This is a genomic window from Cobetia marina (assembly GCF_001720485.1).
Classification (GTDB): Bacteria; Pseudomonadota; Gammaproteobacteria; order Pseudomonadales; family Halomonadaceae; genus Cobetia; species Cobetia marina.
In genome coordinates this window covers 3,846,195-3,861,837 of sequence record NZ_CP017114.1, presented here as the reverse complement: position 1 = coordinate 3,861,837, position 15,643 = coordinate 3,846,195, and the positions used below count along the sequence as shown (strand labels likewise).

The 15,643-nt window shown below is 64.5% G+C and carries 15 protein-coding genes; 13 read left to right on the top strand and 2 right to left on the bottom strand.

Annotation, left to right across the window (positions count from 1 at the left end; translation table 11 throughout):
* Positions 1 to 41 precede the first annotated feature (41 nt).
* Together BFX80_RS16250 and BFX80_RS16245 are read left to right on the top strand one after the other, a co-directional pair.
* A complete protein-coding gene (locus tag BFX80_RS16250; RefSeq protein ID WP_077378670.1) occupies positions 42 to 791 on the top strand; it encodes a DUF1007 family protein in 750 nt (249 codons plus the stop codon).
* Positions 788 to 2,044 carry a nickel/cobalt transporter gene (locus BFX80_RS16245; protein ID WP_084209434.1) on the top strand — a complete coding sequence of 419 codons (1,257 nt, stop codon included), beginning with the start codon at positions 788 to 790 and terminating at the stop codon, positions 2,042 to 2,044. Before BFX80_RS16250 ends, BFX80_RS16245 begins: the two co-directional genes overlap by 4 nt.
* Before the next feature lie 124 nt (positions 2,045 to 2,168).
* Here the strand turns inward: BFX80_RS16245 and BFX80_RS16240 are convergent, their stop codons facing one another.
* Positions 2,169 to 2,597 carry an HIT domain-containing protein gene (locus BFX80_RS16240; RefSeq protein WP_077378676.1) on the bottom strand — a complete coding sequence of 143 codons (429 nt, stop codon included), beginning with the start codon at positions 2,595 to 2,597 and terminating at the stop codon, positions 2,169 to 2,171.
* A gap of 348 nt (positions 2,598 to 2,945) precedes the next feature.
* Between BFX80_RS16240 and BFX80_RS16235 the strand changes: the two genes are divergently transcribed.
* The 8 genes from BFX80_RS16235 (at position 2,946) to BFX80_RS16200 (ending at position 10,264) form a co-directional block, all read left to right on the top strand.
* Positions 2,946 to 3,953, top strand: coding sequence for a TAXI family TRAP transporter solute-binding subunit (locus BFX80_RS16235; RefSeq protein ID WP_077378679.1), 1,008 nt, complete (start codon positions 2,946 to 2,948; stop codon positions 3,951 to 3,953).
* Between the two features lie 381 nt (positions 3,954 to 4,334).
* Positions 4,335 to 6,407: a TRAP transporter permease gene (locus BFX80_RS16230; protein WP_205632796.1), complete on the top strand. Its 2,073-nt coding sequence runs from the start codon at positions 4,335 to 4,337 to the stop codon at positions 6,405 to 6,407.
* 185 nt (positions 6,408 to 6,592) lie between these two features.
* On the top strand, positions 6,593 to 7,372 hold the full coding sequence (locus tag BFX80_RS16225; protein ID WP_077378685.1) for a sulfite exporter TauE/SafE family protein: 780 nt from the start codon (positions 6,593 to 6,595) through the stop codon (positions 7,370 to 7,372).
* Positions 7,373 to 7,515: 143 nt separating this feature from the next.
* Positions 7,516 to 8,511, top strand: a complete 996-nt coding sequence (locus BFX80_RS16220) for a zinc-dependent alcohol dehydrogenase family protein (RefSeq protein ID WP_084209433.1) — start codon at positions 7,516 to 7,518, stop codon at positions 8,509 to 8,511.
* A 65-nt stretch (positions 8,512 to 8,576) separates the two neighbouring features.
* Complete coding sequence (locus BFX80_RS16215; RefSeq protein ID WP_077378691.1) at positions 8,577 to 8,708, top strand: entericidin A/B family lipoprotein; 132 nt, start codon at positions 8,577 to 8,579, stop codon at positions 8,706 to 8,708.
* Positions 8,709 to 8,765: 57 nt separating this feature from the next.
* Positions 8,766 to 8,897 carry an entericidin A/B family lipoprotein gene (locus BFX80_RS16210; RefSeq protein ID WP_084209432.1) on the top strand — a complete coding sequence of 44 codons (132 nt, stop codon included), beginning with the start codon at positions 8,766 to 8,768 and terminating at the stop codon, positions 8,895 to 8,897.
* 152 nt (positions 8,898 to 9,049) lie between these two features.
* A complete protein-coding gene (locus BFX80_RS16205) occupies positions 9,050 to 9,181 on the top strand; it encodes an entericidin A/B family lipoprotein (RefSeq protein ID WP_077378697.1) in 132 nt (43 codons plus the stop codon).
* A 195-nt stretch (positions 9,182 to 9,376) separates the two neighbouring features.
* Positions 9,377 to 10,264, top strand: a complete 888-nt coding sequence (locus BFX80_RS16200) for a LysR family transcriptional regulator (protein WP_084209431.1) — start codon at positions 9,377 to 9,379, stop codon at positions 10,262 to 10,264.
* 74 nt (positions 10,265 to 10,338) lie between these two features.
* Here BFX80_RS16200 and trhO read toward each other — a convergent pair whose 3' ends face one another.
* Positions 10,339 to 11,412, bottom strand: a complete 1,074-nt coding sequence (trhO, locus tag BFX80_RS16195) for an oxygen-dependent tRNA uridine(34) hydroxylase TrhO (RefSeq protein ID WP_084209430.1) — start codon at positions 11,410 to 11,412, stop codon at positions 10,339 to 10,341.
* 315 nt (positions 11,413 to 11,727) lie between these two features.
* Here trhO and BFX80_RS16190 point away from each other — a divergent pair, with 315 nt between their 5' ends.
* The 3 genes from BFX80_RS16190 (at position 11,728) to BFX80_RS16180 (ending at position 15,577) form a co-directional block, all read left to right on the top strand.
* Positions 11,728 to 12,504, top strand: coding sequence for a formate dehydrogenase accessory sulfurtransferase FdhD (locus BFX80_RS16190; protein WP_077378706.1), 777 nt, complete (start codon positions 11,728 to 11,730; stop codon positions 12,502 to 12,504).
* 69 nt (positions 12,505 to 12,573) lie between these two features.
* Entirely contained in the window at positions 12,574 to 14,961 is a 2,388-nt protein-coding gene (locus tag BFX80_RS16185; RefSeq protein WP_394327509.1) for an FdhF/YdeP family oxidoreductase, read from the top strand.
* 175 nt (positions 14,962 to 15,136) lie between these two features.
* Positions 15,137 to 15,577: a VOC family protein gene (locus tag BFX80_RS16180; protein WP_084209428.1), complete on the top strand. Its 441-nt coding sequence runs from the start codon at positions 15,137 to 15,139 to the stop codon at positions 15,575 to 15,577.
* Positions 15,578 to 15,643 lie beyond the last annotated feature (66 nt).

Genomic DNA, 15,643 nt, shown 5'->3' with positions numbered 1-15,643 from the left:
GCATTCGCTTTTCTTCGTATCCGCCTTTCCGGAGTGTCTGCATGCCCCTTGCTGTTGATCATCGCGATGATGCGCGATCGTTTCCGCGCGCCTGGCGTCGTTGCCTGCGCTTGCTGACGGGGGCGTGGGTCGGCATGTTGGCCATCGCGTCGTTGATGGTCAGTCAACCGGCGCTTGCCCATCCGCATGGCTGGGTGGATCTGCGCGTGACCCTGCGCCTGGATGATCAGGGGCGGGCGGTGGCATTGCGTCAGTACTGGTTGCTGGACCCCTTCTATAGCCTGACGCTGCGGCAGGAGCTGGCCGCCCTGCAGGACGATACCAGCATGGAGCAGCGCCTGGATGCGCTGGGCAGCGAGATCCTCGCCAATCTTTCCCAGTTCGATTATTACACCCATGTTCAGCGTGACGGAGCGCCGGTGGCGCTGGGAGAGGCGACACGCCAGACCACCTGGCTCAAGGGGGAGCGCGTCGCCTTCCAGATGGAACTGCCTCTGGCCGAACCCGTGCCGATGGCCGGCCATACGCTCAGTTATCGCATCTATGATCCCACCTATTACATCGAGATCCTGCATGACCCGGATGCGATCGCCGTCCAGGAAGGGCTGGTGATCAAGGGGTTGTCCTCGCAGCAGGTGCCGATGGACTGTACGGCGAAGATCGCCAAGGCAGACCCGGATCCCCAGAAGGTCGCCGAGGCCTCGATGCTGGATATCAATGCCACCGCGCCGATGGATCTTGGCCAGTATTTCGCCGATGTCGGCAGTGTCCATTGTGAGGCGTCTCGATGAGCGATGAGCACAAGGACACCACCGGGCTTGGGGATGTCAAAAGCCTCAAGGGCATGCGTGATGGCCTGCTCAAGCCGGCCTCTTCGCGAGGGCGACGCCTGGCCGGCTGGCTGGCCCTCGGATTCGGATTGATCGTGCTGGGCATGGCCCTGTGGCCGAGTCTGGTACAGGCCTGGGGTGAGGCGCTGGGCTGGATCTTCGCTGAACAGTCGCGTTTTCAGCGCTCGCTCGGGCGTGCCATGAGCGAGCTTGCCGCGCACCCCGGCACCCCCTGGGCGCTGATCGGGCTGTCCTTCACCTACGGAGTGCTGCATGCGGCGGGCCCCGGCCATGGCAAGGTGGTGATCAGTACGCTGCTGGCCAGCCAGCCCATCGCGCGGCGACGTGCGCTATGGCTCTCGCTGCTGGCGGCCTTGCTGCAGGGCGTGAGTGCGCTGGTGCTGGTGGGGCTGGGGGCGGGACTGCTCGACTGGGCCGGGCGTGAGGTGCTCGGGCAGGTCGAGAAGGTCACTCTGCTCAGCCATGTCGGCGTACTGGCGTTGGGCCTGCTGCTGCTGTGGCGTGCCGCGCGTGCGTTGTGGCGGGCACTCAGGGCGCCCGCCACCACTGGCATGGAAGAGAGCGTGACGACACAGGAAGCGCCAGCGATGCAGGGGCTGGCGTTCGAGCCGTCGCATGGTCGCGACCACTCTCACGGCCACGATCATTCACACGGGCATGACTGCGGTTGCGGCCATGCGCATGGCGTGACGGCGGAGCAGGCCAGCGGCGACTGGCGCACCATGGGCATGGCGGTGCTGGCGATCGGCCTGCGGCCGTGTTCCGGCGCGATTCTGGTATTGCTGGCCGCGCTGGCGCTGAATCTGGTCGGCAGCGGGGTACTGGCGGTGCTGGCGATGTCACTGGGCACCGCGCTGACGGTGGGCAGCGTGGCGATGGCCACGCTGCTGATGAAGGCCAGCGGGCGTCTGGCGGCGGGCACGGCGCGTCTGACCGGCAAGCGCGAAGCGGGCGGAGTGCTTCGTCAGTGGCCATGGGCCGCGGTGATCGGGCTGCTCGGCGGGATCGTCATCAGCGTGTTCGGGGCTTTGTTGGTCGCCAGCAGTCTCAAGGCGCTGGACTCTCCCACCGGACGCGGTGCCTCGCCGTTCGGGCGCGCGGCGCAGAGCGCGCCGTCCCCGCTGCGTGCCGCTCCCGCCGCGTCTCTGGTGGCTCCGCGCCCCGCCGTCGAGACACCAGAAGCAGGCACATGACAGGTGCCTGGCGATCCAGCGTCCAGCGCTCGGCACCCGACTGATGTCATGCTGACTGGCTTTCCTTCCCATCACGACAACGGGGCCCGCTGGGCCCCGTTGTCGTTGGCGCCTGAACAGGGCGCTAGAAGGAATAGGTCGGCAGCTCGGCGATCTTCATGCGTAGCGTGTCAATCAGCGTGGTGAGCGCTTCATTGTCATAGGCCTTCGGGCGTCCCACTCCCCAGACCGGCCCGGGCCAGGTGGCATCATCGCTGCTGCGGGCGATCACGTGTACATGCAGCTGTGACACGACATTGCCCAGGGTGCCGATATTGAGCTTTTCGCCGTCACTGAGCTGCATCAACAGCTCGCCGAGCAGGGTGGTCTCGTGCCACAGCTGGTGCTGGGAATGGCTGTCCAGCTCATAGACTTCGCGAATGTCCGCACGGCGTGGCACCAGCATCAACCAGGGATAGCGCGCATCGTTCATGAGGCGCACGCTGCACAATGCCAGATCGGCCACGAAGTGAGTGTCTGCCTCCAGCTGCGGGTGCAGGGTGAAATCATTCATTGTCGTTCCTCGTCGTCGCGGGGCTGGCGCGCCCGAATGGCCTCGGCTGGTCTGCCGGTCCGTCTGCCGGCGGGGCCGTCACGGGTGTCCCCAGGCCAGGTGTCTGAATGTCTCCAGTGTGACCAGATCGGCAGAATCCTGCCACTTTTCGGTTTGCGCCATGCCGGCCGGCCGTTGGCGCAATGCCCCCATCGCCAAATACCGCCCCTGCTCGACACTTGCTAGTCTTCACTCAAGGCTGGGCAGTACGACCAGACCTTCGCTGTCCCGTCCGCTATCGCCACGTCTCGCCTATTCCAACAATAAGGGTTCGCCTGCGTTCCGGCAGGCCCGCCAAGGAGTCATTCCATGCAAAAGCGCCAGTTCCTCAAGGCCGGCCTCGGTCTCGCCATCGCTGCCTCTCTGGGCCTCAGTGCCGCAGCCCAGGCGGAAGGCAAGTACATCATGGGTACCGCGACCACCGGCGGTACCTTCTATCCCGTCGGTGTGGCGCTTTCCACGCTGATCAAGGTCAAGCTCGAGCCGACCGCCGGCATCTCGGTGTCCGCGATCTCCTCCGCCGGCTCCGGCGAGAACCTCAAGCTGATGGAAGAGAACCAGGCCCAGTTCGGTATCATCCAGGGCCTCTATGGCGCCTGGGCATGGAATGGCACTCCGCCGGTCAACAAGGCGCACAAGGACCTGCGCAGCATCTCGATGCTGTGGCAGAACGTCGAGCACTTCGTGGCACGCAACGATGAGGTCAAGACCGGCACCATCGAGGACATGACCAACTTCTATGGCAAGAGCTTCTCCATCGGCAAGAAGAACTCCGGCACCGAGGGCTCGGGTCGCTTCATTCTCGAGCAGCTGGGCATCGATGCCGACAAGATGAATCTGGCCTACATGGGCTATGGCCCGAGTGCCGACGCGATGCAGAACGGCAACATCGATGGCATGAACATTCCGGCAGGCGCACCGGCTTCCGCCGTGACGCGTGCCTACGCCAACCTCGGTGACGAGATCACCACGCTGGACTTCACCGAAGAGCAGCTGGCCAAGGTCAATTCCCAGTTCGAGCTGTGGACACCGTATGAAATCGCCGCTGGCACCTATCCGGGCCAGGACAAGGCGATCAACACCATCGCCCAGCCGAACATCCTCGTGGTACGTGATGACGTCTCCGAAGAAGACGTCTACCAGATCACCAAGACCATGTACGAGAACCTGCCGTTCTTGAACAACATCCACCCGGCCACCAAGGCCATGGCACTCGACAAGGCCATCGCTGGTCTGCCGCTGCCGCTGCACCCGGGTGCCGTGCGTTACTTCAAGGAGCAGGGCATCGAGATCCCTGAGCGTCTGATCGCCGACTGACCCACCCCTGAATCCGCTCCATCGCTGCCCTCATCGCGCGCCCATGGCCGCGGTGAGGGCTGTGCAGTCCAACAAGACAGTGCCGGTCCGGCGTCATGCTGCGCCTTCGTTTCGCAAGGCAGCCTCTGCCAGGCCAAAGCCTGCCCATGCATCACTGATGTCACCGACGTCATTGATGAAGCAAGTCCGCATTTCCTCGCAAGCCCGGGCGCAGGTTGACGCCACACGTCGCCGCCGCGCCATCGCTGTCTGATCCCGTCTTGAGGCACCGCCATGCATGATTCCCGCTCGCCAGAGCCCTCTCGTCCCACTGAAGCCGTGCCGGATGCGCCGGACCTGTCCGGTGTGCGCGATGAATCCGTCGAAGCCGCGCCATGGCGCATGGAACTGCCCTGGCTAGGGCGGGCCGTGTTCGTGATTTCCATCGTCATCTGTCTGGCGCATCTGTACTTCAACACCATCTCGACCCTGTCGGAGCTGTGGGTGAGCGCGTTGCACTTCGGGCTGTTCGGCCTGCTGTGCGCGCTGACCATCCCGATGCTGACGCCGTCCAGTGATGGTGCCAAGCGCTGGGTGCTGGGTGTGGATGTCATGCTGGGGCTGGCGGCACTGGGTTGCGGTCTCTATCTGATCGGCTTCGAGGATGCGCTCTATGATCGTGGGGTCGTGTTCTCCCCCGCGGACTGGGTGGTCTCCATCGTCGCGGTGGGGCTGATTCTCGAGTTCGCGCGGCGCACCACCGGCTGGTTCATCCCGGTGCTGTGTCTGATCGCGCTGACCTATGTGGCCTGGTGGGGCAAGTATGTCGGTGGCGTGTTCAACTTCCCGGGCCTGACCTGGGAGACGGTGCTGTTCAGAAGTTTCATCGGCGGCGAAGGGATGCTGGGCTCCATCGCGCGCATCTCCTGGTCCTACGTGTTCATGTTCATCCTGTTCGGCGCCTTCCTGGTCAAGTCCGGCGCGGGTGACTTCATCATCGATCTGGCGCGCTGCGCGGCGGGTCGCTTCAAGGGTGGCCCGGGCTTCGTGGCCGTGTTCGCCTCCGGCCTGATGGGCTCGGTCTCCGGTTCCAGTGTCGCCAACACCGTCTCCACCGGCGTGATCACGATCCCGCTGATGCGGCGTGCCGGCTTCCCGGCGCGCTTCGCGGCAGGTGTGGAGGCCGCCGCCTCCACCGGTGGCCAGCTGATGCCGCCGGTGATGGGCGCGGGCGCCTTCATCATGGCGTCCTATACCCAGGTGCCGTACCTGACCATCGTCGGCGTGGCCGCCTTGCCGGCGCTGCTCTACTTCCTGTCTGTCGCCATGTTCGTGCGCATCGAGGCCAAGCGCTCCGACGCCACGGCGCTGGATGACCCGCAGGGCCCGCGCCTCAAGGACGTGCTCAAGGATGGCTGGCACTATCTGGCACCGCTGTTCGTGCTGGTCGGTGCACTGATCTACGGCTTCACGCCGACCTACGCCGCCGGCATCGCGATCCTGTCCGTCATCGCGGCCTCGTGGCTGTCGAAGAACCCGATGAAGCTCGGCGACATCATCGAGGCGATGCTGGCCGGGGTGCGCAACATGACCACCACGGCGATTCTGCTGATCACCGTCGGGCTGATCGTCAATGTCGTCTCCACCACGGGGATCGGCAACACCTTCTCGCTGATGATCACCGACTGGGCGGGTGGCAGCCTGCTGATCACCATCATCCTGGTCGCGCTGGCGTCCTTGATCCTGGGCATGGGGCTGCCGGTGACGGCGTCCTATATCGTGCTGGGCACGCTGTCCGCCCCGGCGCTCTACAACCTGATCGCGCACTCCCAGCTGGTGGATCTGCTGGCGGCGGGCAACCTGCCGGAGCAGGCCAAGGCCATCTTCATGCTGGCGGCACCTGACAAGCTGGACCTGCTGGGCGCGCCGATGAGCATGGACGCCGCACGTGAACTGCTGGCCCTGGTGCCGGATACCTTCCAGAGCCAGCTGTATGAGCAGGCGCTGTCGCCGCACGTGCTGACCATGGCACTGGTGAGTGCCCACATGATCATCTTCTGGCTGTCCCAGGACTCCAACGTCACGCCGCCGGTCTGCCTGACCGCCTTCGCGGCTGCCGCCATCGCCAAGACACCGCCGATGAAGACAGGCCTGATGGCGTGGAAGATCGCCAAGGGGCTCTACATCGTGCCGCTGCTGTTCGCCTGGAGTCCGCTGATCTCCGGTGACATCGGTGAGATGCTGACGGTCTTCGTGTTCGCGCTGTTCGGGATCTACGCTATCGTGGCGGGCATGGAAGGCTATCTGGAGCACGAACTGCCCTGGTGGCTGCGTCTGGCGATGTTCCCGCTGGGAGCGCTGATGCTGTGGCCGCATGGTCAGCTGACCTATGATATTGCCGGGCTGGCCATCTTCCTGGGCGTGCTGACCTACAGCGTGCGCCAGAGTGGCCGTCAGGAAGCTCTGGCTTCCTGAGTTCCGGCAGGTTCCGGCAGATGTGCCTGAATCCTGCATGACGTGACGCAATGCATCACCCACGATGCCCGGCATCCCTGCCTTCGCGAGGTTCCTGCGAGGAGGGTGTGTCGGGCATCGCGCGCTCTGAATGACGAAGTGGGTGCAGCGTGTCCCCCTTTTACGGCAAGACAAGGAATGTCGGCATGACAAGTGATGTGGCAGGGCTGGCAGGCGGCCTTGATCTGATCAGCGTGGTGGCGCTGATCGCGCTGGGTGGCGTGGCCGGCTTCATCAATGTGCTCTCGGCGGGTGGTTCGATGCTGACGCTGCCCTTGTTGATGTTTCTCGGCCTGCCCCCCGCACAGGCCAATGCCACCAACCGCGTGGCGATCGCGTTGCAGAGTGCGACTGCCACCAGCACCTTCCTCAAGGCGGGGGCGCACAACATGGGGGTGGCCTGGCGACTGGCCGTGCCTGCCGTGCTGGGCGCGATGCTGGGGGCCTGGCTGGCGACCCGGATCAGTGCCGAGGCCTTCGAGGGCGTGCTGATCGTGGTGATGGTGGTGTGCTCGATCATGATGCTGCTGCCGACGCCGCGCATCGACACGCGTGAGCTGACGCCGGAACGCATCACTCCCATCGTGCTGCTGGCGATGTTCGGCATCGGTCTCTATGGTGGCTTCATTCAGGTGGGCGTCGGCGTGCTGTTCATCGTGGTGCTCTACCGGTTGCTCAAGATCGATCTGACCCAGGTCAACGTCTTCAAGGTCTTCATCGTGTTGATGTATACCCTGCCGGCGCTGGCGGTCTTCGTGTTCGATGGTCAGGTGCGCTGGGCCTATGGCCTGGTACTGGCGGTCGGCAACATGAGCGGCGCCTTCCTCGGTGCGCGGGTCAACATGAGCCCTGCCGGTGCGCGTTGGGTCAAGTGGCTGACGGTGGCGGTGATCTTCCTCATCGTGCTCAAGCTGGTGCTGACCTGATGCTGATTTGAGGCATGACACGGAGTAAGCTCGGGTCATTGCCGACATGGCGCCACCTTCGTGGCGAGGTGTCACCCAACTTTCATGACGACGCCGTGCGGGCAGGGCGTCGCTTCTTTCTCATTGTTCAGGAGTCTTCCCACATGCAGGCCATGGTCATCGAGCAATACGGCGCCCCGGATGTGTTCGTCGAGCGCGAGCTGGACACGCCGACCCCGGCACGAGGTCAGGTGCGCATCAAGGTATCCGCCTCCAGCGTCAATCCCATCGAGACCAAGCTGCGCAGTGGCCTGGTCAAGTCGCACCCCGACTTCCCGGCCATCCTCAATGGCGATGTCGCGGGGGTGATCGACGCCGTCGGCGAGGGCGTGACGGATTTCTCGGTCGGCGATGAAGTGCTGGGCTGCGCCGGTGGCGTGAAGGGCTGGCAGGGCGCACTGGCGGATTACATGATCGCTGACACCCGTGTGATCGTGAAACGCCCGAGTCTTGCGGCGCTGACCCTGGAAGAATGCGCGGCCTTGCCGCTGGTGTTCCTGACGGCCTGGACGGCGCTGGTCTCGCGCGGTCAGATCAAGGAAGGCGAGCACGTGCTGATCCACGCCGGTACCGGAGGGGTCGGCCATGTCGCGGTGCAGATCGCCAAGTATCTCGGCGCACATGTCACCACCACCGTGTCCAGCGAGGCCAAGGCCGATCTGGCGCGTCAGCTGGGCGCCGACGAGATCATCAACTATCGCGAGGAAGCGGTCAGTGACTACGTGGCACGCCTGACCTCCGGGCGTGGCTTCGATCTCGTCTTCGACACCGTCGGTGGTGACAATCTGGATCGCTCCATCGAGGCCACGGCGATCTCCGGTCGGCTGTGCTCCATCAACACCCGCTCGACCCACGACCTGACCCAGCTGCACGCCAAGAACCTGTCGCTGCATGTCATCTTCCGCTCGGTGCCGCTGCTGACCGGTATCGGCATGGATGAGCAGCCGGAGCTGCTCAACGCCTTGAGCGAGATGCTGGAGGCCGGGGCGGTTCGCCCGCTGCTGGACGAGCATCAGTTCAGCTTCCGCGATATCGCCAAGGCACATGAATTGATCGAATCCGGCGAGGCACTGGGCAAGATCCTGCTGGTGAATCGCTGAGAATTGGCACTTTCCAGTGTCACGAAGGTCAGAGTGGCAGAGACGATTGATCAGGAATGCACGACATGCGAGTGACTCGCTTGATGATGGCCGCCTTGCTGGTGGCCAGCGTGGCCCTGACGGGCTGCAACACGGTGGCCGGCTTTGGCAAGGATCTTGAACACCTGGGTGGCAAGATCGACAACGCAGCCAGCTGAGCCTGACGGCCTGATCGACACCTTGCGTGCGATCAGGCACTTGAGAGAGGAATACCCATGCGACGCTTCATGATGATGACCGGTGCGGCTCTGCTGTTCGGCCTGATGCTGGGAGGCTGCAACACCGTGGAAGGCTTCGGGGAAGATCTTGAGCATCTGGGGGGCTCCATCGAGGAGTCGGCCAGCTGAGCGAGTGAGGTGGCAGCGGATTCAGGCAATGAACGAAACATGAATTTCTCCCTTGAAACCCCGCAGGGTGGCCCAAGGTAATGGGTATCAGCGCAGGCATGACGCGTTGAATGGCAGGATCCATGATATCCATCACCACAAGGAGCATGACCATGTCCCGTACCATTGCACTGCTGTTCGCCTCTTTCTTCACTGTGGCGGCACTCTCCGGCTGCAACACCGTTGACGGTGCCGGCCAGGATGTCGAGCACGCAGGTGAAGCCGTTCAGGACGCTGCCCAGTAAGCAGGTCGCCAGACACGCCGCTTCACTGTCAGCACGAGACGTGAGGCATGAGGCGCGATGCAATAGCGGCCCTGCGCCGATGATGACGCCCGGTGATTTCCGCCGGGCGTCGTCGTGTCCGGCCTTCCGTCGTCGCGTGCATCTGCTCTGCGTGCCATTCACTTTCTCTACTCTCCCCCTCGCAAGGACCCCGTCATGGATCATCGGCAGTTGGGCTTTCTGGTCGCGCTGGCCAATGAACGCCATTTCGGACGGGCGGCGCGAGTCTGCCATGTCACCCAGCCGACGCTCTCGGCGCGTCTCAAGCAGCTGGAAGAGGAGCTGGGCACGGCGCTGATTCTCAGAGGGCATCGTTTCGAAGGCTTCACGCCGGAGGGGGAGCGGGTGCTGACCCATGCGCGGCGCATCATCGCCGAGCTGGATGAGCTCAAGGGAGATCTGTCACCCGAGGCCGTGCTGACCGGTCGGCTGACGCTGGGTGTCGTGCCGTCCGCGCTGGCGGCGGTGGGGGAATTCCTGCCGCGTCTGCGTGAGGCCTTTCCCCAGCTCTCCCTACGCATGCGGGAGCTGTCCACCTCTTCGCTGGCTCAGGGGCTGGAGGATGGTGAGCTGGATCTCGCGGTCGGCTATCCGGCGGCCCCCGCCATGAGCGGCTTCGCCTGCCGACCGCTCTATCAGGAGCATTCGGCGCTGATTGCCAGTCAGGCGCATTTCCTGCTGCCCGAGACACCCGCATGGGAGTGTCTGCGGGAGTATCCGCTGGTGCTGCTGACGCCAGAGATGCAGCAGCGACGCCGGCTCAATCAGCAACTGGCACAGCTGAACCATCAGCCGTCGCCGTTGCTGGAAGCCAACTCCATCGCGGCGCTGGGCGTGATGCTGGAGGCGGGCCTGGGGGTGAGCGTGCTGGCGGAGCACCTTGCCGACTCGCGTCTCGGTACGGGGCTGGTGGCGCGACGCCTGCCCGGGGAGGGCGAGACGGTGGGGCTGCTGTGGCGTAGCGGCCAACAGCATAGCCGTCGGCTGAATGCCGTGCTGGAGCTGTTGCGCTCGCTCCCTCGGCCGGCAGACGTGGACGGGTGATGGAGAGGGCAACGCAAGACACCCCGTGAAAACGGGGTGTCTTGATCAGTCTTCAGCCACGCACGAGGTCGGGGTCAGCCCTTGTCGGCGTCCTGCGTCTGCGCCTTGAGCGCGGCCAGACGAGCCGCTTCGCGCTGACGCTGCTTGGCGTCACGACGCGCCTGCATCTGGGCGAGCGCGTCCTTGCCCAGGTGCGCCTCACCCCGTTGCTCGGCGAGACGAATCTGATTCTCGCGCTCGGCAAAGCGTGCCTTCTGGGCATCGCTGAGCTTGTCGTAGCAGCGCGGGCAGCTGACACCCTTCTGGTACTTGTCGCTCTGCTTGTCCGCTTGCGTGATCGGCAGACGGCAGGCGTGACATTGGTCGAACTGACCGGGGCGCAACTTGTGGTCGACGGTGACACGGTCATCGAACACGAAACATTCGCCCTGCCACAGCGTCTCTTCCTGGGGCACCTCTTCCAGATACTTCAGAATGCCGCCCTTGAGGTGATAGACCTCCTCAAACCCCTGCTCCTTGAGATAGGCGGTGGATTTCTCGCAGCGAATGCCTCCGGTGCAGAACATCGCCACCTTGCGGTGCTGCTGCGGGTCCAGCTCACGGGAGACATAGTCCGGGAAATCACGGAAAGCGGCCGTGTTCGGGTTGACGGCACCCTTGAAGGTCCCCACTTCCACTTCATAGTCGTTGCGGGTGTCGATCAGCAGCACGTCAGGGTCGGAGATCAGCGCGTTCCAGTCCTTCGGCTCCACGTAGGTACCGACGGTATGGCGCGGGTCGATCCCTTCCACGCCCATGGTGACGATCTCGCGCTTGAGCTTGACCTTGGCACGCAGGAAGGGGGACTGCTCTGCCAGAGACTGCTTGGTATCCAGTTCCGCCAGGCGCGGGTCTGCCGTCAGCCAGGCCAGCAGGGCATCGATGCCGGCGCGAGAGCCGGAGACGGTGCCATTGATGCCCTCGCGTGCCAGCAGCAGGGTGCCGCGGATGCCATGCTCGTCCATCACTGCCAGCAGCGGTTCGCGCAGCGCCTCGAAGTCCTCGAGGGTGACGAACTTGTAGAGCGCGCAGACGACATGCTGCGGCGCCAGCGGGCTGGGACGAGCGGTGTCGGCAGCCGGTGCGACGGTCGTGGGGGTATCGGTCATGCAGGAGTCCTCATGCGGGCCGGAACGTAAATCCGGAGCAGGATGATCAGAAGGGAAGGCGTGCGACAGCGCGTGAGTGCCGCGTCGTCCAGGCGAGCCTTCGTGGTTCGGCGGCATATTTTACGTGACTCGCGCACGAATTTCCTGCGCGGGATCAAGGGGTCGCCTCATGCTGGCAATTTCATTGATGGTGTCTATCAAGGTACGGGCGAGTTCAATTGGTGAGCGATCGATGATGACGCTATCGTATCGCCATGACGGCTTGCGTACATTCGCGAATCTGCACAGTGATGTCGCGCACAACGGGGTGTCGGAATGAGTGATTCACTCTATCAAGCAGCGACCGAGGGACTGCGTTATCAGGATGCGCGTGAGCGGCCCTTGCGAGAGCTGGATGGGCCCTCCGAGCTACCCGTGAGTCTGGTGCTCAATGAGATCCCGATGGGCACGCTGCTGGCGAGCCCCGAGGCGCTGGAGCCACTGGCGCTGGGGCACGCCTTCACCGCAGGCTGGATCACGCGGCGTGAGGAGGTCACTGCCATCCACCTCTCACGGCTGCGCCATGGGCTGGCGGTGCGTCTGGATGTCAGCGAGGCGCTGGCGCGCAAGGCCGAGGGCCATCAGCGGCGCGAGAGCAGCGTGTCCAGCTGTGGCGCCTGTGGCGTGCAGGATGAGGCCGAGCTGATGGCTGGCCTGACACGACTGCCGCCACGGGCAGCGCTCTCACCTGAGGCGTTGATGCGTGGGCTGGAGCGCCTGGAGCGCGCGACACGGCGCGGCATGCACCTGGCGCTGGGGCTGGACGCCGAGGGCGGCCTGATCTCGCAGGGGGCCGATATCGGTCGCCACAATGCGCTGGACCGCGTGATCGGCATGAGTCTCGACAGCGGCGTCTGGCCCGAGGCGCTGCTGGTCTCCAGTCGCTGCAGTCTGGAGCTGGTCCAGAAGACCATCCGTGCCCGCATTCCGACGCTTGCCACCCTTGCCGTGCCTTCACGCCTGGCGGTGGAGACCGCGCGTGCCTGTGATCTCAACCTGATCTGTGCCCATCGCGGGCGTCGACTCGAGCTGCTCAGTGGTCAGGCCGACTGACGGCCCCTGGCGCGTCCTCACGCCTGTCTGAACCTTTCCCGCCTTCCCCTTTTGCCTGTGGACCCTGACATGACTGATATTGCCGCCCCCGAGACGCCTGAGCACGCATCGGCTCGCCTGCCACGTGAGGATGAGAGGATGACGCGCCATCCCCGCATCGCTGCCTACTCCGGTCCGGCGGGCGGCTGGGGGGCGCTCAAGAGCGTCGGTCAGCATGTCAGTCACTCCAGGGCGCCATGGAAGAGCGTGCGCTCCCTGCTCAAGGCCAATCAGGACAAGGGCTTTGACTGCCCCGGCTGCGCCTGGGGCGATCCGGAGCACGGCTCCTCCTTCGAATTCTGCGAGAACGGCGCCAAGGCAGTGGCCTGGGAAGTGACCGCCAAGCGTGTCACGCCAAGCTTCTTCGCTCAGCACACCGTCACGGAGCTGCTGGGCTGGGACGACTTCATGCTCGAGGACCAGGGCCGCCTGACCGAGCCGATGCGCTACGACGCGGCCAGTGACCGCTATGAGCCGATCAGCTGGGAGGCGGCCTTCGCGATCATCGCCGAGCACCTCGATGCGCTGACGTCCCCGGATGAGGCGCTGTTCTATACCTCCGGACGCGCCAGCAACGAGGCGGCCTATCTGTATCAGCTGTTCGTGCGTCTGTTCGGCACCAACAACTTCCCCGACTGCTCCAACATGTGTCATGAGGCCAGTGGCGTCGGCATGAAGGCGAGTCTCGGTGTCGGCAAGGGCACGGTACTGCTGGAGGATTTCGAGCACGCGGATGCCATCTTCGTGTTCGGTCAGAACCCCGGCACCAACCATCCCCGCATGCTGGGGGACCTGCGACGTGCCTCTCGACGTGGGGCGCGCATCGTCAGCTTCAATCCGTTGCGTGAACGGGGGCTGGAGCGCTTCGCCGACCCGCAGTCGCCGCTGGAGATGATGACCCTCTCCAGTCAGCCCATCAGCCATCGTTATTACCAGCCGCGGATGGGGGGTGACATGGCGGCGGTACGTGGCATGGCCAAGGCACTCTTCGCCATGGAGGCGCGCGGCGAATTCACGCGCGCTGCTTCCTTCATCGAGCGCCACACGCGGGGAGCGACGGCCTGGCAGGACGTGGTCGAGGCGACGGACTGGGCCACGCTCGAGGATCAGTCCGGGCTGACCCGTACGCAGCTCGAGGAGGCCGCGATGATCTTCGCCGGGGCCGACAACGTCATCTGCACCTGGGCGATGGGCATCACGCAACATCTGCACGCCGTGGACAGCGTCCGGGAGATCGTCAATCTGCTGCTGCTCGGGGGCCATTTCGGGCGTCCCGGTGCCGGTGCCTGCCCCGTTCGCGGACATTCCAATGTCCAGGGTGACCGCACCATGGGCATCGACGAGAAGGCGCCGGCCGCGTTGATCGATGCACTCGAAGCCCGCTATGGCGTGAGCATGCCGCGTGGCCAGGGCTTCAACACCGTGGAGAGTCTGGCGGCGCTGGAACAGGGCAGGGCGAAGACCTTCATCGCGCTGGGCGGCAACTTCACGCGCGCCACGCCGGACAGCGAGCGCACCGAGGCGGCCATGCGCAACCTCAAGCTCAACGTCCAGATCAGCACCAAGCTCAACCGCAGTCATCTGGTGATCGGCAAGACGACGCAAGCGCTGATTCTGCCGTGTCTGGGGCGCAGCGAGATCGACCGCTCCGTACAGGTGGACTCCCAGCACATCAGCGTCGAGGACTCGATGTCGATGGTGCACTCAAGCGCTGGCATCAAGGCGCCGGCCAGTGACGAGCTGCGCTCGGAACCCGGCATCATCGCGGGTATCGCGCGCGCCACGCTTGCCCGGGTGCTGCCACGGCGCGGCGTGAGTGACCCGGTCAACTGGGAGGCGCTGAGCGAGAACTATGATCTCATCCGCGACGAGATCGCGGCGGTGATTCCCGGCTTTGCCGATTTCAATGCCCGTCTGACCCACAAGCGCGGTTTCCATCTCGCCAACCCGGTGCGTGAGCTGCGCTTCCCCACCACCAGTGGCCAGGCGGAGTTCTCGGCGGCGGCGCTGCCGGGGTCCGTGCTGCATCAGCAGCTCGCGCGTCGGGAAGGCTGGTTGACCCTGCAGACCATGCGTAGCCATGACCAGTACAACACCACCGTCTATGGCTACAACGACCGCTATCGTGGCGTGTCGGGTCAGCGTCGAGTGGTCTTCATCAATGCGCAGGACCTTGCCCGCCTGGGGCTGGCCGATGGTGACTGGGTCGACATGGTCGGTGAGCCGCGCCCGGATGGCAGTGAGCGGCGTGCGCCTCAGTTCAAGCTGGTGGAATACGATATCCCGGCCGGTTGCATCGGTGCCTATTATCCGGAAACCAATGTGCTGGTCGCATTGGAAAGCCATGGCAGCGATACCGGCACACCTGCCTCCAAGGCGGTCCCCGTGCGGCTGGAGCGCAGTTCACGCATCGCCTGACGGCGCGAGGCGCCAGCAGCAGGATGCAAGCATCACCACATTGCCGCGTGGCGAGGAGACTCGTCGCGCGGCAGTCGTGTGTCTAGAATATTCCCGTACGCCGAGCCCGCTTCGCTCGGCGTACGTCCTTTCCCGTCTTCAGTGCCGGCTCATCCATCGTTCAAGAGAGTGATCCATGCAATATCTGCACACCATGCTGCGTATCCGTGATGTCGACGCTTCACTGCATTTCTTCCGTGACCTGCTCGGCATGGTCGAGATCTCGCGCAAGGATTCCGAGAAGGGCCGCTTCACGCTGATCTTCCTGGCAGCCCCGCAGGATGCCGAACGTGCCCGTGAGATGCAGGCGCCGATGCTGGAGCTGACGCACAACTGGGATCCGGAAGACTATGAAGGCGGGCGCAACTTCGGCCATCTGGCCTATCGTGTCGAGGACATCTACGCCACCTGTCAGCATCTGATGGACAATGGCGTGACCCTCAATCGCCCACCGCGTGACGGCCACATGGCGTTCGTGAAGAGCCCGGATGGCATCTCGCTGGAGTTGCTGCAGGCCGGCGAACCCCTTGCGCCGCAGGAACCGTGGGTCTCGATGGCCAATACCGGCAGCTGGTAACGCTCACGCCGGGGTCGCGATGCCCGACGGCGCGCAGGCGCGGGCAAGCGTCGCACAATGGTGACG

What these genes read in the sequence shown, in the direction of transcription:
- BFX80_RS16250 (WP_077378670.1), top strand. Translation starts at nt 42, where the DNA reads ATGCCCCTTGCTGTTGATCATCGCGATGATGCGCGATCGTTTCCGCGC.
- BFX80_RS16245 (WP_084209434.1), top strand. Translation starts at nt 788, where the DNA reads ATGAGCGATGAGCACAAGGACACCACCGGGCTTGGGGATGTCAAAAGC.
- BFX80_RS16240 (WP_077378676.1), bottom strand. Translation starts at nt 2,597, where the DNA reads ATGAATGATTTCACCCTGCACCCGCAGCTGGAGGCAGACACTCACTTC.
- BFX80_RS16235 (WP_077378679.1), top strand. Translation starts at nt 2,946, where the DNA reads ATGCAAAAGCGCCAGTTCCTCAAGGCCGGCCTCGGTCTCGCCATCGCT.
- BFX80_RS16230 (WP_205632796.1), top strand. Translation starts at nt 4,335, where the DNA reads ATGGAACTGCCCTGGCTAGGGCGGGCCGTGTTCGTGATTTCCATCGTC.
- BFX80_RS16225 (WP_077378685.1), top strand. Translation starts at nt 6,593, where the DNA reads ATGACAAGTGATGTGGCAGGGCTGGCAGGCGGCCTTGATCTGATCAGC.
- BFX80_RS16220 (WP_084209433.1), top strand. Translation starts at nt 7,516, where the DNA reads ATGCAGGCCATGGTCATCGAGCAATACGGCGCCCCGGATGTGTTCGTC.
- BFX80_RS16215 (WP_077378691.1), top strand. Translation starts at nt 8,577, where the DNA reads ATGCGAGTGACTCGCTTGATGATGGCCGCCTTGCTGGTGGCCAGCGTG.
- BFX80_RS16210 (WP_084209432.1), top strand. Translation starts at nt 8,766, where the DNA reads ATGCGACGCTTCATGATGATGACCGGTGCGGCTCTGCTGTTCGGCCTG.
- BFX80_RS16205 (WP_077378697.1), top strand. Translation starts at nt 9,050, where the DNA reads ATGTCCCGTACCATTGCACTGCTGTTCGCCTCTTTCTTCACTGTGGCG.
- BFX80_RS16200 (WP_084209431.1), top strand. Translation starts at nt 9,377, where the DNA reads ATGGATCATCGGCAGTTGGGCTTTCTGGTCGCGCTGGCCAATGAACGC.
- trhO (WP_084209430.1), bottom strand. Translation starts at nt 11,412, where the DNA reads ATGACCGATACCCCCACGACCGTCGCACCGGCTGCCGACACCGCTCGT.
- BFX80_RS16190 (WP_077378706.1), top strand. Translation starts at nt 11,728, where the DNA reads ATGAGTGATTCACTCTATCAAGCAGCGACCGAGGGACTGCGTTATCAG.
- BFX80_RS16185 (WP_394327509.1), top strand. Translation starts at nt 12,574, where the DNA reads ATGACTGATATTGCCGCCCCCGAGACGCCTGAGCACGCATCGGCTCGC.
- BFX80_RS16180 (WP_084209428.1), top strand. Translation starts at nt 15,137, where the DNA reads ATGCAATATCTGCACACCATGCTGCGTATCCGTGATGTCGACGCTTCA.